Genomic DNA, 15468 nt, shown 5'->3' with positions numbered 1-15468 from the left:
TCCGTTGCGACGCTCCCTTCAACGTTCGGAACGCAGCTGGGCAAAAAAGAATTCCATCCCCGAAGGGATGGAATTCTGCAGCATATCAAAACAACTTGCTTAAGCTGGCGCTGTGCGTTGTGGCTTCCTCTCCTTGAGGAGAGGGCCGGGTGAGGTTTTATAAAATCCAACACTCCGCATTGCGCAGATAACTCTCATCGATAACCGCTCCGAGGCCCGGTGTTTCCGGCACATCTATGACCCCGTTTTCCAGGTACGAAATTCCGCCGATCACCGGGTCTTCGGTGAACATCAGCGGCGTGTCGAAGTCGCAATGGTGAATGGCAGCGTTGCTAAGTGCCAGGTGGGCCGCCGCCGTCATTCCCAGCCGCGACTCCATAAACCCACCCACCTGCATGTGCAGGCCGGCTGCCGCACCCAGGTCGGCGATCTTTTTTCCTTTAAAAAAACCACCCGATTTACCCAGCTTGATGTTGAACATCGGGCAGGCCTTTAAGGCAATCAGCCGCTCCGCATCGTGATCGTCGCCGCAGCTTTCATCGGCCATGATGGGAATGGGCGAAGCCGCCGATACCCTGGGCAGTTCCATGAACCGGTAACGGGCAATGGGTTCTTCGCAGTGCTCAATGCCGTATTCAGCCAGGGCCTGCAGGACGTCGATGGCATAATCTGCCGTGCCCCATCCTTGGTTGGCATCGATGCGCAGGGGATGGTTGCTGCCGATGCCTTCCCGGATGGCCCTGATCCTGGCCACATCGTCTTCTTTGGTTCCACCCAGTTTTACTTTGATGGCCGGAAACCCTTCGGCCTGAAAGCGCCTGGCATCTTCCTTCATCTTTTGCGGCTCCCCGATGCTGACTGTCATATCGGTTTCGAGCACCTTGTTTTTGTCGCCGCCTAAAAACCGGTAAAGCGGCACACCCGAATGCTGGGCGGCAATGTCGTGCAGGGCTATGTCGAAAGCGCTTTTGATGCTGTTGTTTGCATAAATGGTCTTGTCCATGGCCTCTGTGCAACCTGCAATGTCCAGGGCATTTTTGTCTTTTAGCACTTTGGCAAAATATTGCCCCACGATAAAACAGGTATCCACGCTTTCGCCGTTGATGGTCATGTAGGGACTGCATTCACCGTAGCCGGCACACCCGTCTTCGGTGCGGATGATGACGACCACGTTCTGTACCGTGTGGATCGGGCCCAGCGAAATCACAAAGGGTTCTTTTAGCGGAACAAACAATTTATAAAGCTCAATCGATCGAATAGCGGTTCCCTGCATGCGGATGGTTTTTTCTGCAAGTACGTTAAAACGTTGCAAACTCCGGCACCCGTCGCAAAAGGCGCACAGTTTCTGCAGACGCAAACAAAAGCCGTTCTCGTGAAAAAATTTTTTCTTCTTGCCGCTGTGGCGGCTCTGTGTCTGTCCGCCTGTAAAAAAGAAATCAGCAACCTGCCGGACGAAACCCAGACCGGTGCCAACACGTTTGGCGCCAAAATAAACGGGGAGAACTGGGGCCCGCTGAAGGCGGGCATCCTGCCGACAGCGCCGATCCTCGAAGCCCGCTTTGGCGTGGAGAATTCGGTTTTCATCAATGCCCGCAACTTTAGCCGCACACCCCTTGAGACCGAGATGGAAATTTACCTGCGCAATGTAACGGGGCCGGGCACCTACCGGCTCGACCAGGCAACAGACGTGTATCCTAACCAATCCGCCGCCTATGCGTATTACGTCAGGCGAAAGATCCAGGTGGAGGACGAATGGATCACATCGGAAAAGGCGACCGGCGAAGTGGTGCTCACCCGGTACGACACGGCCAGCCGGGTGATCGCCGGAACCTTCCACTTCACCGGCAATGCCCGTTACGGCAGTGCGCCCATTACGGTGACCGACGGAAGATTTGATCTAAAGATCCAGTAAAGACCAATAGCCAACTGGCAATGGAAAGAAACATCCCCAACGCCTCCCGATTGCAAATCACTTCTTGTGTATTGCCTGATGGCTCATTTCCTATTCTTTCTTGTCCTCCGGTTCGCCAAACGCCATGGCAATGGACGCAAAAAAAAGAACGACGATCGTAATGATCATGATCTGGAAGTGAAAGCGGTCGTCGGTCATAACGGCGCCGACGGTGGTGGCAATTTGATAGGCCGTGTAGCCAAGGCCGGCAACGACCAGCGCAAGGGCAATGCCTTTAGCAACCTTGTTTGGCACCCGCTGCGCTTTACGGAAGACCCAGATATAAAGGGCAATGGATGCGCCATAGGGAAAAAGGTACATGAAGATGCGAAAAACGGCTTCCATACAGGATAGTCTTTAGGCTTGATTGATGGGTGAATTCAGGGTCTTCCACAGCAGGTCCTTGAGCTGTTGGATGTTTTTGTTGGCAACCGATGAAATGAAAAGATGGGGGATGTCCTGGGGCAACTCCTGTTCGATGGCCTGCATCAGTTCTCCGTCCAGCATATCGCTTTTGGAAATGGCAATGATGAATTGCTTGTGCAGAAGCTCCGGGTTATATTCTTCCAGTTCGCTCACCAGCACGTCAAATTCTTTGCGGTGGTCTTTGCTGTCGGCGGGAATGAGAAAAAGCAGAATGGAGTTGCGTTCGATGTGGCGCAGGAAGCGATGTCCCAGGCCTTTGCCTTCCGCTGCTCCTTCAATAATACCCGGCAGGTCGGCGATGCAAAAGCTTTTTCCGTCGCGGTATTCCACCATGCCCAGGTTGGGTGTGATGGTGGTAAACGCATAATCGGCAATCTTTGGTTTGGCAGCCGTCATCACCGACAGGAGGGTGGATTTGCCGGCATTGGGAAAACCCACGAGGCCCACATCTGCCAGCACTTTCAGCTCCAGTACCCGCCAGCCCTCCACGCCGGGAAGCCCTGGCTGTGCATGTTCCGGCGCCTGGTTGGTAGCCGTTTTAAAATTGGTGTTGCCCAAACCGCCCTTGCCACCGGGCAGCCACACGATCTCCTGGCCGTCGTGGAGGATTTCGGCTTCTTTCTCGCCGGTTTCTTCGTCGCGGGCAATGGTGCCCAGCGGTACTTCCAGCACAATGTCTTTCCCGTTTCTCCCCGTTTGGTTGTTGTCGCGTCCTTTGTCGCCGTCTTCGGCGAGCACGTTTTTATAATAGCGCAAATGGAGCAGCGTCCATAGGTTCCGGTTGCCTTTTAAAATGATATGGCCACCGCGACCACCGTCGCCGCCATCGGGGCCGCCCATGGCGGTCAGCTTGTCCCGGCGAAAGTGTTTGATCCCTGCGCCACCATGGCCGCTGCGACAGTAAATCCGTATCTGGTCTACAAAATTGCTTTTCTCCAAGGTATTGTTTTTGCTTTGCAAAGATAACGGAGAGCATCCCGCAACTATGAAACATTACTTACTGACCGCCGCCATCGTGGTGAACATGACCCAGCAAAAATGCGACAAGGCCGTTGTCGTCACCCCTTCCTGCATCCAGGCCCGCATCGAAGAAATCAAAAAACAACCCCGCTGGAACCCGCCGGCGCAGGTGGAAGAATATGTTTACAATGGTAAACGGGCCTTTCTTTTCAGCAGCAACTGCTGCGACCAGTACAACGAACTGGTGGATGAAAACTGCAATTACCTTTGTGCGCCGAGTGGCGGTTTCACCGGCAGGGGCGACCGTAAATGTCCTAACTTTAAAGACAGTGCGCAATTCATCCGGCTTGTGTGGAAAGACGAACGGAAGTAGGGCATATCGAACAGAAGAACAAGGAATGATGAAGGAAGGAAGAAGTAAATGAAATAAAACAACGCCAAACCCAAAACCTCAAACCATCATGGGATTTATCATCAAAGTACTCGCCATTGCCGTTGCCGCCTATTTTGCCGCCTGGCTCCTGCCGGGTGTCAGCATCAACGCCGCATCCACTGCGGTGATCGTGGCCCTGGTCTTTGCCATCCTCAACGCTATCGTTAAACCAATTCTCGTCATCCTCACCATTCCCATTACCATCCTCACGCTGGGCCTTTTCCTGCTGGTCATCAACATCATCATCGTGAAACTGACCGATGCCCTGATCGATGGCTTTGAAGTGCGGGGCTGGTTGTCGGCTTTGCTCTTTAGCCTGATCGTTTCGTTCGTAAGCTCCATTCTCAACAGCCTTGTAAGAGACAAAGACTAATGCCCAACGGGTATTAAGGCGACGTCAAACGTCAAACGCGAAACGGGAAAGTCATTTTTCTTGGAAAGTGGCCTTCTGTCTCCCGTTTCTCGTCTCCCGTTTCACCCGGTAATCAACCCGTCTTGAGGACGGTTGCGTATAAAGTATTTCCCTGGCAGCCGAAAAGAAGAGAGAATAAAGAAGCCTCGTTACATTCGCTGCCACAATCTTTCTTATGACGTTTCACCGCCACGACCTTCGCGACGAAGAGTTGATTCTGCTTTACCAAAATTTAGTGTGGCCGCGACTGGTCGAGGAAAAAATGCTGGTTCTCCTGCGGCAGGGACGCATTTCCAAATGGTTCAGCGGCATCGGCCAGGAAGCCATCGCCGTGGGGGCCACAATGGCCCTGCAGCCCGACGAATGGATCATGCCCCTGCACCGCAATCTTGGTGTGTTCACAACCCGCAACATGCCGCTGCACAAACTCTTTAAGCAATGGCAGGGAGCACAGGACGGCTACACCAAAGGCCGCGAACGAAGCTTTCATTTCGGTTCGAAAGAGCACCACATCTGCGGTATGATCTCGCACCTGGGACCGCAACTGGCCATTGCCGATGGGGTAGCGCTGGCGTATAAAATAAACGAACAGCCCAAAGTGTCGCTGGCCTTTACGGGTGATGGCGGCACCAGCGAAGGCGATTTTCACGAAGCACTCAATGTAGCGGCTGTGTGGGACCTGCCGGTGATCTTCATCATCGAAAACAACGGCTATGGCCTGAGTACGCCGGTGCAGGAACAATACCGTTGCCAAAGCCTGGCCGACAAGGGCCGGGGTTACGGCATGGAGTCGGTGGTCATCGACGGCAACAACATCCTGGAAGTGTACGATACGGTGAAGGGTATTCGGGATTACTGCATCCGCAACCAAAAGCCTTATCTCGTTGAATGTCTCACCTTCCGCATGCGCGGCCACGAAGAGGCCAGCGGAACGAAGTATGTGCCGAAGGAATTGTTTGATGCCTGGCAGGAGAAAGATCCCATTAAAAACTTTGAAGAGTGGCTGCTGAAAGAAGGCGTGCTGACGGAAGATGCAATTGCCCGCACACGGGAACAAATGAAGCAAAGGATCGAAGAAGAACTGCGCATTGGTTTCGACAGTGCGCCACTTGTTGCAAAAGCGGAAGACGAGTTAAAAGATGTTTATGCGGTCCCCCCGCTCCCCAGGGGGGGAGTGGCCAACACACAGCCCTTGCGTACGCAAGAGACAAACAATTACACAACCCCGTTGAAAAGCGAGGCCAGTGCGATGGAAAGCCCTTCCCTGGAGGGGTTTGGGGAGGCTGTTAGGGGGGCAATTCGGTTCATCGATGCCATCAAGGAAGGACTCTATCAATCGATGGAACAGCATTCCAATCTGGTGTTGATGGGACAGGACATTGCCGAATATGGCGGTGCGTTCAAGATCACCGAAGGGTTCGTGGAAGCTTTTGGCAAAAAACGGGTGCGCAACACGCCGCTTTGCGAAAGTGCCATCGTGGGCGCCGCGCTGGGCTTATCCCTTGAGGGATTCAAAAGCATGATGGAAATGCAGTTTGCCGATTTTGTAACGGTGGGCTTCAACCAGATCGTCAACAATCTTGCAAAGATCCACTACCGCTGGGGGCAAAACGCAGATGTGGTGATACGCATGCCCACCGGCGCCGGTGTGGGTGCAGGACCCTTTCACAGCCAAAGCAACGAAGCCTGGTTTGTGCACACACCCGGGCTGAAAGTCGTCTATCCTTCCACCCCGCATGATGCAAAAGGCCTGCTGATCGCCGCCATCAACGATCCCAACCCGGTGCTATACTTTGAGCACAAGGCGCTGTACCGCAGCATCAGCGGTCCCGTTCCGGAAGGGATGTACGAAGTGGAAATCGGCAAGGCGCGGCAGGTGCAAAACGGCGAAGATCTTTCCATTATTACCTACGGCGCCGGCGTGCACTGGGCCATGGACTATGCGGCCGCCCACCCCGAAATTTCCATCGACATCCTGGACCTGCGCACCCTGCTTCCGCTCGACTATGAAGCGGTTGCCGCGGCGGTAAAACGAACGGGAAAAATCTTGCTCCTGCACGAAGACACGTTGGTGGGTGGCATTGGCGGGGAGCTGGCTGCCTGGATTGGTGAAAACTGTTTTCGCGACCTCGATGCGCCAGTCATGCGGTGCGCTTCGCTGGACACACCCGTGCCGTTTAACCTGGAACTGGAAAAAACCTTTTTGGCCAAAAGCCGCCTGGACGAAACCGTGCAAAAACTCCTGGCGTTTTGAGGCGGGAAAGGCTTAGCGGCCCGTGCGAAACCCGATTCCAATCCGGTCCTCTCCGTTGATCTTGCGCACCAGGTCTTCGGCAGACAGGAGCACTTTCACGGCTTCGCTTTTGCCGCCTTCCAGTTCAATCAGGCTGCCCTCCTCTTCTTTTTGGATCAGTACAATTTTATCGAGGCTGATAAAAACTTCGGCTTTGCGGTTCTCGCAGTAAACGTTGAGGAATTTCATGGTTTAAAATTGGCAAAAAAAATTGGTTATCGTCCCGCCGTCATGCCTTTACAACCAACCTCTTGCACAGTTCGCCGATAAATTCTGTCCCTAGCCAAAAATCACGCATCGGCACGTTTCTTTATGTTATTTTGCCGCGATGACGTTTTGCCGATACCTTTTTTTTGTGCTGTTCAGTGTGTGGGGACTAGTGCTTTCGGCGCAGAATAAAAGCGGGATAAGCGTTATTGTCACCGGCGAACAGGAGGAACCGCTGGCCGGTGCCACAGCCGAATTGCTGGTGGCAAAAGACTCCTCGCTCCGCAAATTGCAGCTTACCGACGACGCAGGTTCGACTACCTTCCGAAACCTGCCGGCGGGCAACTACCTGGTGCGGATTACGCACCTGGGCTATCAAACCCACCTGACCCAACGATTTGCGCTGATAGATGACAAATACATTGACCTGCCGGCAATTGCGCTGCAGGTAGCCGGCGACAAGCTGCGTTCCGTTACTGTCCTGGCCCGCAAAGCATTTGTCGAAGTCAAACCCGGGATGACTGTCGTAAACATGGATGCGGCGATCAGCAGTGCAGGAACCAGCGTACTGGAAGCACTGGAAAAACTACCCGGCATCACCATCGACAAAGACGGCCGTCTTTTGCTGAAAGGCAAAAGCGGTGTGATGGTCCTGATCGACGGAAAACAAACCTACCTGGATGCAGCCCAGCTTTCCAACCTGCTCGCTGGGATGAATGCCTCCCAACTCAGCCAGGTGGAGATCATGGATCAGCCTTCCGCCCAGTTTGATGCGGCCGGCAATGCGGGAATCATCAACCTCAAACTGAAAAAAAACACGCAGAAAGGCTTCAACGGCAGTCTTTCTGCCGCTTATGCCCAGGGGCACTACCCCAAAACCAGCAACAGCCTTCAGTTGAATTACCGCACCGGTGCCGTCAATTTGTTTTTGAATTACGGCTTCAACCAATCGCAAAGCTTTACCCGCCTCGATGCCTTTCGAACCTATTTCAAAAACGACGGTTCGGTTGCCTCCATGCTGGAGCAGCCTGGGTATTTGGCGGGCACCGTGTCTTCGCATAGCCTGCGCACCGGCATCGACCTGGCGCTCGGCCGCAAAACGACCGTGGGACTTTTGCTGAACGGGCTGTCGCTCTGGCGCAGGGGCACTGGCAACAACAGGGCGCTGTGGCTGGATGCCACCGGTCACACAGATTCTCTTATCGCTACGCACAGCCGCACCCACAACGACTGGAAGAACGGCGGCGTCAGCCTGAATTTCCGGCATGTCTTCACTGCCGGCAGCGAATGGTCGGCCGACGCGGACCTGATTGGCTACCGCATTGGTGGCGAACAGTTTTTTGAAAACGACGGCCTTTTACCGTGGGCTTACACTGAAGCATCGAAGGCGGATATGCCGTCGACCATCCATATTCTTTCTGCCAAAACCGATTATTCGCAACAACAGAAAAACTGGATACTTCGAGGCGGCGCCAAAACCTCCCAGATCAGGACCGACAACCTCGTAGCCTACCAGTACTTCGACGGGGCTACCTGGAAGGATGACCTGGGCAAGACCAATCATTTTCTCTACAACGAAAACATACAGGCCCTCTACGCCAATGCCGAAACCAAGGGCAAAAGATGGAGCTGGCAGGGCGGCCTTCGCTTCGAAGCCACCCATTACGATGCCCGGCAACTGGGCAACGCCATGGTGAAGGATTCGTCGTTTTCCCGCAGCTACGCCAGCCTGTTTCCCTCTTCGTCGGCCAGCTTTGCGCCGGATTCGGTCCACACCTTTTCTCTCAGCGCCAGCCGCCGGATCGACCGGCCGCCGTTTCAAAAACTCAACCCCTTCCTGTTTATCATTAACAAATACACGTTTCAGCAGGGCAACCCCTTTTACCGGCCACAGTACACCTGGAACCTTGAGTTTTCGCACCAGTACAAATCGGTGCTGACCACCAGCCTGACCTACAGTGTTGCACACGATTATTTCTCGCAGGTGTTTCCCGTGAACAGCAACGGCATCGTGATCTACACCGAAGGAAACCTGCGGCGCCAGCAAACCTGGGGAGCGTCGGTTTCGGTGAAGCTGGCACCGGCTGCCTGGTGGTCGCTGACGGCACAGGGCAATGTGCTTCGGAAAAAGCTGGAAGGATTGATCGACAGGGAATACAGTGTGCTGATCACGCAGGCCGGTTTCAATCTCAACAACCAACTGCGGTTCAACAAGGGCTGGGCAGGCGAGGTGTCGGGCTTTTATACCTCGCGTAGCCAGACCGACATCCAGGAAGTGCTCGATCCGTCCGGCCAGTTGTCGATTGGCTTGTCCAAAGCGGTATTCAAAAACAAAGGCACGTTCCGGCTGGCGGCACGGGATCTCCTGTACACGGGCTGGATGAAGGGACTGACCCAGTTTCACCTGGCCAATGAAACCTTCAAGCTTACCCGCGACACACGGGTACTGACCCTTTCTTTCAACTACCGTTTTGGCAAAATCTTCAAGACCACTAAAGGGTCGCAGGGATCGGCAGGAGAAGAGATCCAGCGGGTGGGCAATGGCTAAGGGGCATTACCTTTTTGTGTTTTGCGAGTCCTGTCGGATGGCAACAGGTCAACCCGGATTGTTCGGCAAAAGCACCGGCGCGGTAGCGGCAATGCCTATCTTTAATATCCAACCGTCACCAGGAGGAAACAGCAGGTTGCCGAGAAAGGCACAACTCTTTTCTCTACTATCATCTATCATTCGTCATCCGTGATCGAATGACACGATTTCAATGGGCAAGCGGTTTGGTATAAGAACGATTCAGCACCATGCAAAAAAAGGCGCTCCACTGGAGGGACAGGCTCCACGAAGTGATCTACGAAAGTAACACGCAGGCGGGCAAGGCCTTCGATGTGGCCCTGCTGCTTTGCATCGTCATCAGCATCATCGTGGTGATGCTCGACAGCGTGCAGGGCCTGCACCAGCGTTACAGTCTTCTCTTCTTTTGGCTGGAGTGGTCCTTCACCATTCTTTTTACCATCGAGTACCTCCTGCGCCTGGTTTCCATTCGAAAGCCCTGGCAGTACATGGTGTCGGTGCTGGGTATCATCGACCTGCTGGCCATCGTTCCCTCCTACCTCAGTATTTTTTATGCCGGTGCACAAACCTTGCTGGTGGTGCGATCGCTGCGCTTGCTGCGCATTTTCCGGATTTTCAAACTGACGCATTTTTTATCCGAGATGCAGTTCCTGCGCACCGCTTTAACGGCCAGCCTGAAAAAGATTTCTGTTTTTATGCTGGCGGTGCTCACGCTGGTCATTATCCTTGGCTCGGTGATGTACCTGGTGGAAGGCCGGGAGAACGGCTTTAAAAGCATTCCGGATAGTATCTACTGGGCCATCGTGACGCTGACCACCGTTGGCTATGGCGACATTTCGCCGGTAACGCCGCTGGGGAAATTCATTGCGTCTTTCATTATGTTCATTGGTTACGGCATCATTGCCGTACCCACGGGCATCGTGACTTCCGAAGTGGTGGCCGGCACCCGGGTCAAAAAAACAGCCGGTGAAGTCTGCCCCTCCTGCGGCCGCGAAGGGCACGACAGTGATGCGGCCTTCTGCAAGTGGTGCGGTGCAAAGCTCTGAAGCTTTTCGAAAGAAGAACTCTGCACAAAATGGCGGGCAGGAAGGAATGAAACTTGTACGGTTTACGTTATGAAAAACAAGGAAAAAAACCTGGCAATACTTGGAGCGGCCGTTTTTCTGGCACTGGCAACAGCCATCGGCGCCGCGATTCGCAGGCTGTAAGAAGACAACCTCCCAAACAGGCAACCGGCTTTACAATGGGAAAGTTCATGGCGACACAAAGTAGAATGCAGGCGGCAGGGTGGATTGTTTTTTTATGGTAAATCGTCAGGCGGTTTTTGTCCGAAGATTCAATTGCCGGAAAATCTTCCTTATTCAACCCGGATCGGACCGGCACTAACCGTCAACAGCATCCCATTCTCTTCATTTGAAATTGCGAGGGCAGTGTTGGATTTAAACTTTTATTTCCGTTAAAAATGGAAGGCACAAAAACAAAAAAGCCTTTCAATACTTTTCACCGAAGTGTTTGAAAGACGATCCGCCTATAAAACAGTGCAACTTTCCGGATGTTCTGCAATAGAGAAACAGTCTTTATTGTTTAACGATTTTGCTACCTGGCCGGTTGCTGCCCTGGATCACGTCCACGACACCGTTTTCGCCAAACTGAATAAAAGTTTAGGACGGCACGTACAAAACCATGAGTGGTGTGCGGAAGAAGAACAGAGAACGTCTGAATTGTGCATGAAAACTGTCCGACTAGACGTTAAATCGGCGCTGGGACCGGGCCGCTGGCATTGTTTTCGTACTAACTACCCAGGATCGCTAAATCATTCGTAAACAAAAAATCGCAGAACCATGAAAAAAGTAGTTGGATTGGCTTTTATCGCACTGCTGGGGCTTTCGGCGCCTGCTTTTTCACAGGACAGTAAAGTGGAAAAAGGTGCAAAAAAAGCATGGAGCGGTACAAAAAAAGGGGCTAGCAAAGCCTGGCACGGCACTAAGAAAGGGGCCAAGGCCGTGGGCAATAAAACAGCCGAAGTGACCTCCAAAGGCGCGGCCCATGTTACCGATAAAAAATCGGATCAGTGGGTAGGCCCTGAAGGGCAAACCATCTATGTCGACGACGGCAACAAGTATTACTGGGTGAATGGCCATGGCAAGCATATCTATGTCAGCGAGTCGGCCCTGAAAGCCCGTAACAAGCAGTAAGCGTTTTTCGCATACAACGGCGTGTCTCCGCAGGTTCTTAAAGCCTGTGGCGGCACGCCTTTTTGTTGCGGTCGGCCCGCAATACAGCATGCAACCTTTCCCTTTTTCCGCGGCTATTCCAATCCAAAAAACGCACAGCCCTGCAGGCTCGCTGCATTCGTTGCTGTTGCGGAATTACCTATCTTTAAACAGCGCCTTTCTTCTCTGTATCCCCTGACTGCGTGGCCCTGAAGACCCAAACATTCACCAACAAAATTTTGAATTATGGAAGAAACCATCCAGAAGAGCGATGCCCTGTTGCTGGCACAGCAAAACCTGCACGCTTATTTTCAAACCCATGACGTCAAGTACATTGCCGAAGACGCCGTGTTCCGCAACATCAGTACCGGCGAAACCTACCGGGGCCGGGCCGAGGTGGGAGCCATGCTCCACTATTTCTACCATGTGGCCTTCGATGCCAAAGCCGACATGACCAATGCGGTCGTCACCGAAGACAAGGCCGTGGTGGAAGCGGTCATCAAAGGAAAACACATTGGCGAGATCGAAGGCATTCCCGCCACAGGCAAAGAAATCAGCGTCCCGATGTGCATTACCTACCAGCTCAAAAACGGGCTGGTGCAGGAAGCCAATATTTACATGATGACTGACGTTCTGCTGAAGCAACTGGGGGCCAAACAGGCGGCCGTCAATTCGCGGACAACTTACCTGGTTCGCGACATTTTCCAGTTAAAGTTTGGCCAGTACAGGGCCGCCAAGAAATTGCTCGACGAAGCCGTGCAGCAAAAGCTGATGCCCGAAGCGCAACAGGCAAGGGTCTTCACCGATTTTACTGGCGATGCCTACCGTCTCATTTTCGAAGAAGGCTTCGACAGCCTGATGGACTACGAGGCTTCGCTTACCGGCAGCATGCACCAGGAAGCATGGCAGGCCTGGTACGAAAAATTCAAGCCCCTGGTCGAGCGCAGTCACCGCGAAATTTTGAAGCAGGTGATGTAGCAGACCGAAGCCAAATCCAACAAATCAGACCGAACAGGTCTCGAAGACCTGTTCGGTGGAGATGGCCGGTAAAGAAAAATTTATAAAACCCTTTCCGCTTCTCTTTCGTGTCGCAGGGTCATCCCGCTCCGCTCACCCGTATGCCTGCCTTCGGCAATGGTTACTTTCCCGTTGACCAGCACATAGCGGAAGCCTTTTGAATAGGCATGTGGTTGTGTGTAGGTCGAGAGGTCCGTCACTTCGTTTTCATCAAATACAACAAGGTCGGCTGCAAACCCTTCCCGCAGCAGTCCCCTGTCCCGCAGGCCAAATCGCTGGGCGGGCAGGGAGGTCATGCGGCGAATGGCTTCTTCGAGTGCAAGCACATGCTGTTCGCGTACATAGCGACCCAGCACCCGTGCATTGGTGCCATAGCCTCTCGGGTGCGGCGACCCCTGGTTAAACACGCGGATGGACGCATCGGAGGCAAACATGTTGAAGGGATATTGCATAATGCGCCGGATGTCCTCTTCGCTCATGCCATGAAACACCATGGAGGCGCCGCCGTTGCTCATCATATCCATGACGGTTTCTGTTTCCAGTTTTGCCTTATGCTTACGCTTCAGCAGAAGGTTTGCCTGCTCAATGCTTTTTCCGTTGAGGGTTGTGTCGGCCTTGTAATAGGCCACCACAGGATAGCTGAAATGTTTCAGCTTGCGCTTTTTGAGTTTGGCCAGCATGTAAGCCGTCACGTAACGGCGAACCTCCGGCCGCTGCAGGCGTGCTTTGATGGAGTCCTGGCCATCGGCCAAAATTTCGTCGGGCAACAAGGTGCTGAGGCCTGTGCTGCTGGCCGTGTAGGGATACTGGTCAATGGTGACGTCAATGCCCTGTTCCCGTGCCCGGATGATCATCGGCACCGTTTCGCGGCTGCGTCCCCAGTTCTGCTGGCCGCTCAGTTTGAAATGCGAGATCTCCACGGGCATCCCGGCTTCTTTTCCAATGTACAGGGCTTCTTCAATGGCTTGTGTTACACTGTCGCCTTCGTCCCGCATGTGCGATGTGTAGACACCGTGATACCGGGCTGCTACCTTTGCCAGTCGTAAGACTTCTTCGGTGGACGCATAGGTGCCGGGTATGTAAATGAGCCCTGTGCTGAGGCCTACCGCGCCGTCCCGCATGGCCATGTCCACAAGGCCTTCCATGCGTTGCATTTCATCTTCGGTGGGCTTGCGGTTGGCCGTGCCCATCACGGCCTTGCGCACATCGTTGTGCCCCACAAGCGTGGCCACATTGATGGAAAGCCGCAAAGAATCGAGGCTTTGCAAATAGGCTTTGATGGCGGTGTGCGAGGAACCACAGTTGCCGGTGACAACAGTGGTCACGCCATCGTAAAGAAAATTGTCGGCGGTCGGATTTTTCACCTCGTCACCTTCAATGTGGGTGTGCACGTCGATAAAGCCGGGAGCAACCAGCAGTCCGCTTGCATCAATGACTTTTGTTGCCGGCAGGTTTTGCAAGTGACCGATTTTAAAAATCTTTCCGTCTTTTACTGCCACGTCGCCGCGGAACCAGGAGTTGCCGCTGCCGTCGAGGATCCGGCCGTTTTTGATCAGGATGTCTGCTGTTGTTTGTGCGTGCAGACAGGGAGAAAATAAAAAGATAAGAAGCGTAAGAACACAATACCGCATGCCTAAAATTAAGGATCTCCGCCAGACCCCGGTGGTTTTAAAAACCTCAGGGGATCTGGCGGCCATTTCCTTACAAATAACTCAGCCACCACTGCCGGTGCGTTTGCTTGTAATCGCTGAACCGTTTACACAAAGGATAAAGAACCACCACCACGCCCAGCCAGATCAGGTAGGTCACTCCCAGCGAAACCCCTTCGCCGGGAAAAACAAACTTGAAGGGAATGTTTGGTGCGCCTGCCGCCCCCGCGGCAAAGCTGTGCCCGCGAAGGAGAGAAAGCACCAGCGCAACAGCGTGTATCAGGTAAAAGTGCAGAACGTAGTAAAAGAACGGCACCCGGCCGTAGACCGTGATGATCCTGGAGAGGCCGTTTTTAAAGTTGTTCATCCAGGCCAGAAACAGGATGGCCGGCCCGATGGTCATGCACATGTACAGGAGCGACGGTGGGTACTTGGTGGTATTGATAAACGATAGAACGGTGAATAGTGAATTTTTTTGTGTGGACCAGTGCGAAGGATCGCCATAGGTGTTGGTGGCCCGCAACGCAATAAAAAATGCGATCACGCCAAGCCCAATGGCCGTCAACACTTTTCTGCGCTGCACGCCTTCATACAGCGTAAAGATTTTGCCAAAGCAATACCCCAGCAGCATCAGTCCTGTCCACGAAAGAAACGGGTAAAGAATGAGCAGGCCATGGTTGTCCCAAAGCGGGAAGAATCCCTGCCGGTGCAGGAGCGAGTAAAAAACAGAATAGCCGCCTTTGTGACCCGCTTCGTAAAAATCAAGACTGTTGTGCCCCAGCACAATCAGCAATCCCAACGCAAGAATGGCTTTGAAGGGCAACCAAACGGCCAGGCCCAAAAACACCATGCTAATGCCGATGGCCCAGATGGTTTGCAAACCCAGGATGCCCCAGTGAACATCAAACGTAATTGCAAAAGTGATCAGTGTGACCTCCAGCAACACCAGCCACAGTCCCCGTTTGATGAGAAAGAGGGAAAGCTCTTTGGTGGATTTGCGCAGGCTTTGCAGAAAGCCCGATGTGCCGGCCAGGAACACAAAAACCGGCGCACAAAAATGCGTGATCCACCGCGTGAAAAACAAAAGGGGCGTGGTGGTGGCAAAGTTGAGCGGGTCGTCGATCATCGCTTCGCGGTGCGTGAAATCCCGCACATGATCCAGCGCCATGATGATCATGACCAACCCGCGGAGGAGGTCAATGGAGTTGATCCGGTACTGTGTTCGTGGTAGTGCAGGCGTGGCTACATTCGGCTCCGTCCGGAGTTTGATCAGCGTGGTAAGCATAAGCGTGGTTTGATTGATAGATGCAGGAGCAATTAAATGTAAACCAAATTTTACTC

Annotated in this window: 14 protein-coding genes; 8 read left to right on the top strand and 6 right to left on the bottom strand. The window is 53.4% G+C overall.

Features of this window, described 5'->3' with window-relative positions:
• Positions 1-157: 157 nt before the first annotated feature.
• Complete coding sequence (locus D6024_RS03090) at positions 158-1273, bottom strand: mandelate racemase/muconate lactonizing enzyme family protein (RefSeq protein WP_121353477.1); 1116 nt, start codon at positions 1271-1273, stop codon at positions 158-160.
• A gap of 99 nt (positions 1274-1372) precedes the next feature.
• On the opposite strand from D6024_RS03090, the gene D6024_RS03085 reads away from it, so the two are divergent.
• The gene (locus tag D6024_RS03085) at positions 1373-1912 is read left to right on the top strand and encodes a DUF6252 family protein (RefSeq protein ID WP_162944500.1); all 540 of its coding nucleotides are present in this window, start codon (positions 1373-1375) and stop codon (positions 1910-1912) included.
• 90 nt (positions 1913-2002) lie between these two features.
• On the opposite strand, the gene D6024_RS03080 is transcribed toward D6024_RS03085, so the two are convergent.
• The gene (locus D6024_RS03080) at positions 2003-2296 is read right to left on the bottom strand and encodes a hypothetical protein (RefSeq protein ID WP_121352843.1); all 294 of its coding nucleotides are present in this window, start codon (positions 2294-2296) and stop codon (positions 2003-2005) included.
• 12 nt (positions 2297-2308) lie between these two features.
• The gene (gene obgE / locus D6024_RS03075; protein WP_121352841.1) at positions 2309-3316 is read right to left on the bottom strand and encodes a GTPase ObgE; all 1008 of its coding nucleotides are present in this window, start codon (positions 3314-3316) and stop codon (positions 2309-2311) included.
• A 46-nt stretch (positions 3317-3362) separates the two neighbouring features.
• Between obgE and D6024_RS03070 the strand changes: the two genes are divergently transcribed.
• The 3 genes from D6024_RS03070 to D6024_RS03060 all read left to right on the top strand — a co-directional run bounded on the left by D6024_RS03070 (position 3363) and on the right by D6024_RS03060 (position 6436).
• Positions 3363-3710 carry a DUF6970 domain-containing protein gene (locus D6024_RS03070; RefSeq protein WP_240409923.1) on the top strand — a complete coding sequence of 116 codons (348 nt, stop codon included), beginning with the start codon at positions 3363-3365 and terminating at the stop codon, positions 3708-3710.
• An 88-nt stretch (positions 3711-3798) separates the two neighbouring features.
• On the top strand, positions 3799-4143 hold the full coding sequence (locus tag D6024_RS03065) for a phage holin family protein (protein ID WP_121352839.1): 345 nt from the start codon (positions 3799-3801) through the stop codon (positions 4141-4143).
• Between the two features lie 214 nt (positions 4144-4357).
• The gene (locus D6024_RS03060; RefSeq protein WP_121352837.1) at positions 4358-6436 is read left to right on the top strand and encodes an alpha-ketoacid dehydrogenase subunit alpha/beta; all 2079 of its coding nucleotides are present in this window, start codon (positions 4358-4360) and stop codon (positions 6434-6436) included.
• 12 nt (positions 6437-6448) lie between these two features.
• Here the strand turns inward: D6024_RS03060 and D6024_RS03055 are convergent, their stop codons facing one another.
• The gene (locus D6024_RS03055; RefSeq protein WP_121352835.1) at positions 6449-6664 is read right to left on the bottom strand and encodes a hypothetical protein; all 216 of its coding nucleotides are present in this window, start codon (positions 6662-6664) and stop codon (positions 6449-6451) included.
• 139 nt (positions 6665-6803) lie between these two features.
• Here D6024_RS03055 and D6024_RS03050 point away from each other — a divergent pair, with 139 nt between their 5' ends.
• The 4 genes from D6024_RS03050 (at position 6804) to D6024_RS03035 (ending at position 12439) form a co-directional block, all read left to right on the top strand.
• Positions 6804-9230 carry an outer membrane beta-barrel protein gene (locus D6024_RS03050; RefSeq protein ID WP_121352833.1) on the top strand — a complete coding sequence of 809 codons (2427 nt, stop codon included), beginning with the start codon at positions 6804-6806 and terminating at the stop codon, positions 9228-9230.
• A 248-nt stretch (positions 9231-9478) separates the two neighbouring features.
• Positions 9479-10294, top strand: a complete 816-nt coding sequence (locus D6024_RS03045; protein WP_121352831.1) for an ion transporter — start codon at positions 9479-9481, stop codon at positions 10292-10294.
• Positions 10295-11089: 795 nt separating this feature from the next.
• Entirely contained in the window at positions 11090-11443 is a 354-nt protein-coding gene (locus D6024_RS03040; RefSeq protein ID WP_121352829.1) for a hypothetical protein, read from the top strand.
• Between the two features lie 264 nt (positions 11444-11707).
• Positions 11708-12439 (top strand): ester cyclase, encoded by a 732-nt coding sequence (locus D6024_RS03035; protein ID WP_121352827.1) that lies wholly within the window; start codon positions 11708-11710, stop codon positions 12437-12439.
• A gap of 80 nt (positions 12440-12519) precedes the next feature.
• Here D6024_RS03035 and D6024_RS03030 read toward each other — a convergent pair whose 3' ends face one another.
• Together D6024_RS03030 and D6024_RS03025 are read right to left on the bottom strand one after the other, a co-directional pair.
• A complete protein-coding gene (locus D6024_RS03030) occupies positions 12520-14109 on the bottom strand; it encodes an N-acyl-D-amino-acid deacylase family protein (RefSeq protein ID WP_121352825.1) in 1590 nt (529 codons plus the stop codon).
• Between the two features lie 70 nt (positions 14110-14179).
• Complete coding sequence (locus tag D6024_RS03025) at positions 14180-15412, bottom strand: DUF1624 domain-containing protein (protein WP_121352823.1); 1233 nt, start codon at positions 15410-15412, stop codon at positions 14180-14182.
• Between the last annotated feature and the right edge of the window lie 56 nt (positions 15413-15468).

Source organism: Flavisolibacter nicotianae, assembly GCF_003628535.1.
In the GTDB taxonomy this organism is placed as follows: Bacteria; Bacteroidota; Bacteroidia; order Chitinophagales; family Chitinophagaceae; genus Flavisolibacter; species Flavisolibacter nicotianae.
This window is presented reverse-complemented; position numbering and strand designations above follow the sequence as displayed.

Excerpts from the sequence above, each read along its gene's own strand:
- D6024_RS03060 (WP_121352837.1), top strand. The coding sequence starts at position 4,358 with ATGACGTTTCACCGCCACGACCTTCGCGACGAAGAGTTGATTCTGCTT.
- D6024_RS03070 (WP_240409923.1), top strand. The coding sequence starts at position 3,363 with ATGAAACATTACTTACTGACCGCCGCCATCGTGGTGAACATGACCCAG.
- D6024_RS03030 (WP_121352825.1), bottom strand. The coding sequence starts at position 14,109 with ATGCGGTATTGTGTTCTTACGCTTCTTATCTTTTTATTTTCTCCCTGT.
- D6024_RS03050 (WP_121352833.1), top strand. The coding sequence starts at position 6,804 with ATGACGTTTTGCCGATACCTTTTTTTTGTGCTGTTCAGTGTGTGGGGA.
- D6024_RS03080 (WP_121352843.1), bottom strand. The coding sequence starts at position 2,296 with ATGGAAGCCGTTTTTCGCATCTTCATGTACCTTTTTCCCTATGGCGCA.
- D6024_RS03045 (WP_121352831.1), top strand. The coding sequence starts at position 9,479 with ATGCAAAAAAAGGCGCTCCACTGGAGGGACAGGCTCCACGAAGTGATC.
- D6024_RS03025 (WP_121352823.1), bottom strand. The coding sequence starts at position 15,412 with ATGCTTACCACGCTGATCAAACTCCGGACGGAGCCGAATGTAGCCACG.
- D6024_RS03090 (WP_121353477.1), bottom strand. The coding sequence starts at position 1,273 with ATGCAGGGAACCGCTATTCGATCGATTGAGCTTTATAAATTGTTTGTT.
- D6024_RS03040 (WP_121352829.1), top strand. The coding sequence starts at position 11,090 with ATGAAAAAAGTAGTTGGATTGGCTTTTATCGCACTGCTGGGGCTTTCG.
- D6024_RS03065 (WP_121352839.1), top strand. The coding sequence starts at position 3,799 with ATGGGATTTATCATCAAAGTACTCGCCATTGCCGTTGCCGCCTATTTT.
- D6024_RS03035 (WP_121352827.1), top strand. The coding sequence starts at position 11,708 with ATGGAAGAAACCATCCAGAAGAGCGATGCCCTGTTGCTGGCACAGCAA.
- D6024_RS03055 (WP_121352835.1), bottom strand. The coding sequence starts at position 6,664 with ATGAAATTCCTCAACGTTTACTGCGAGAACCGCAAAGCCGAAGTTTTT.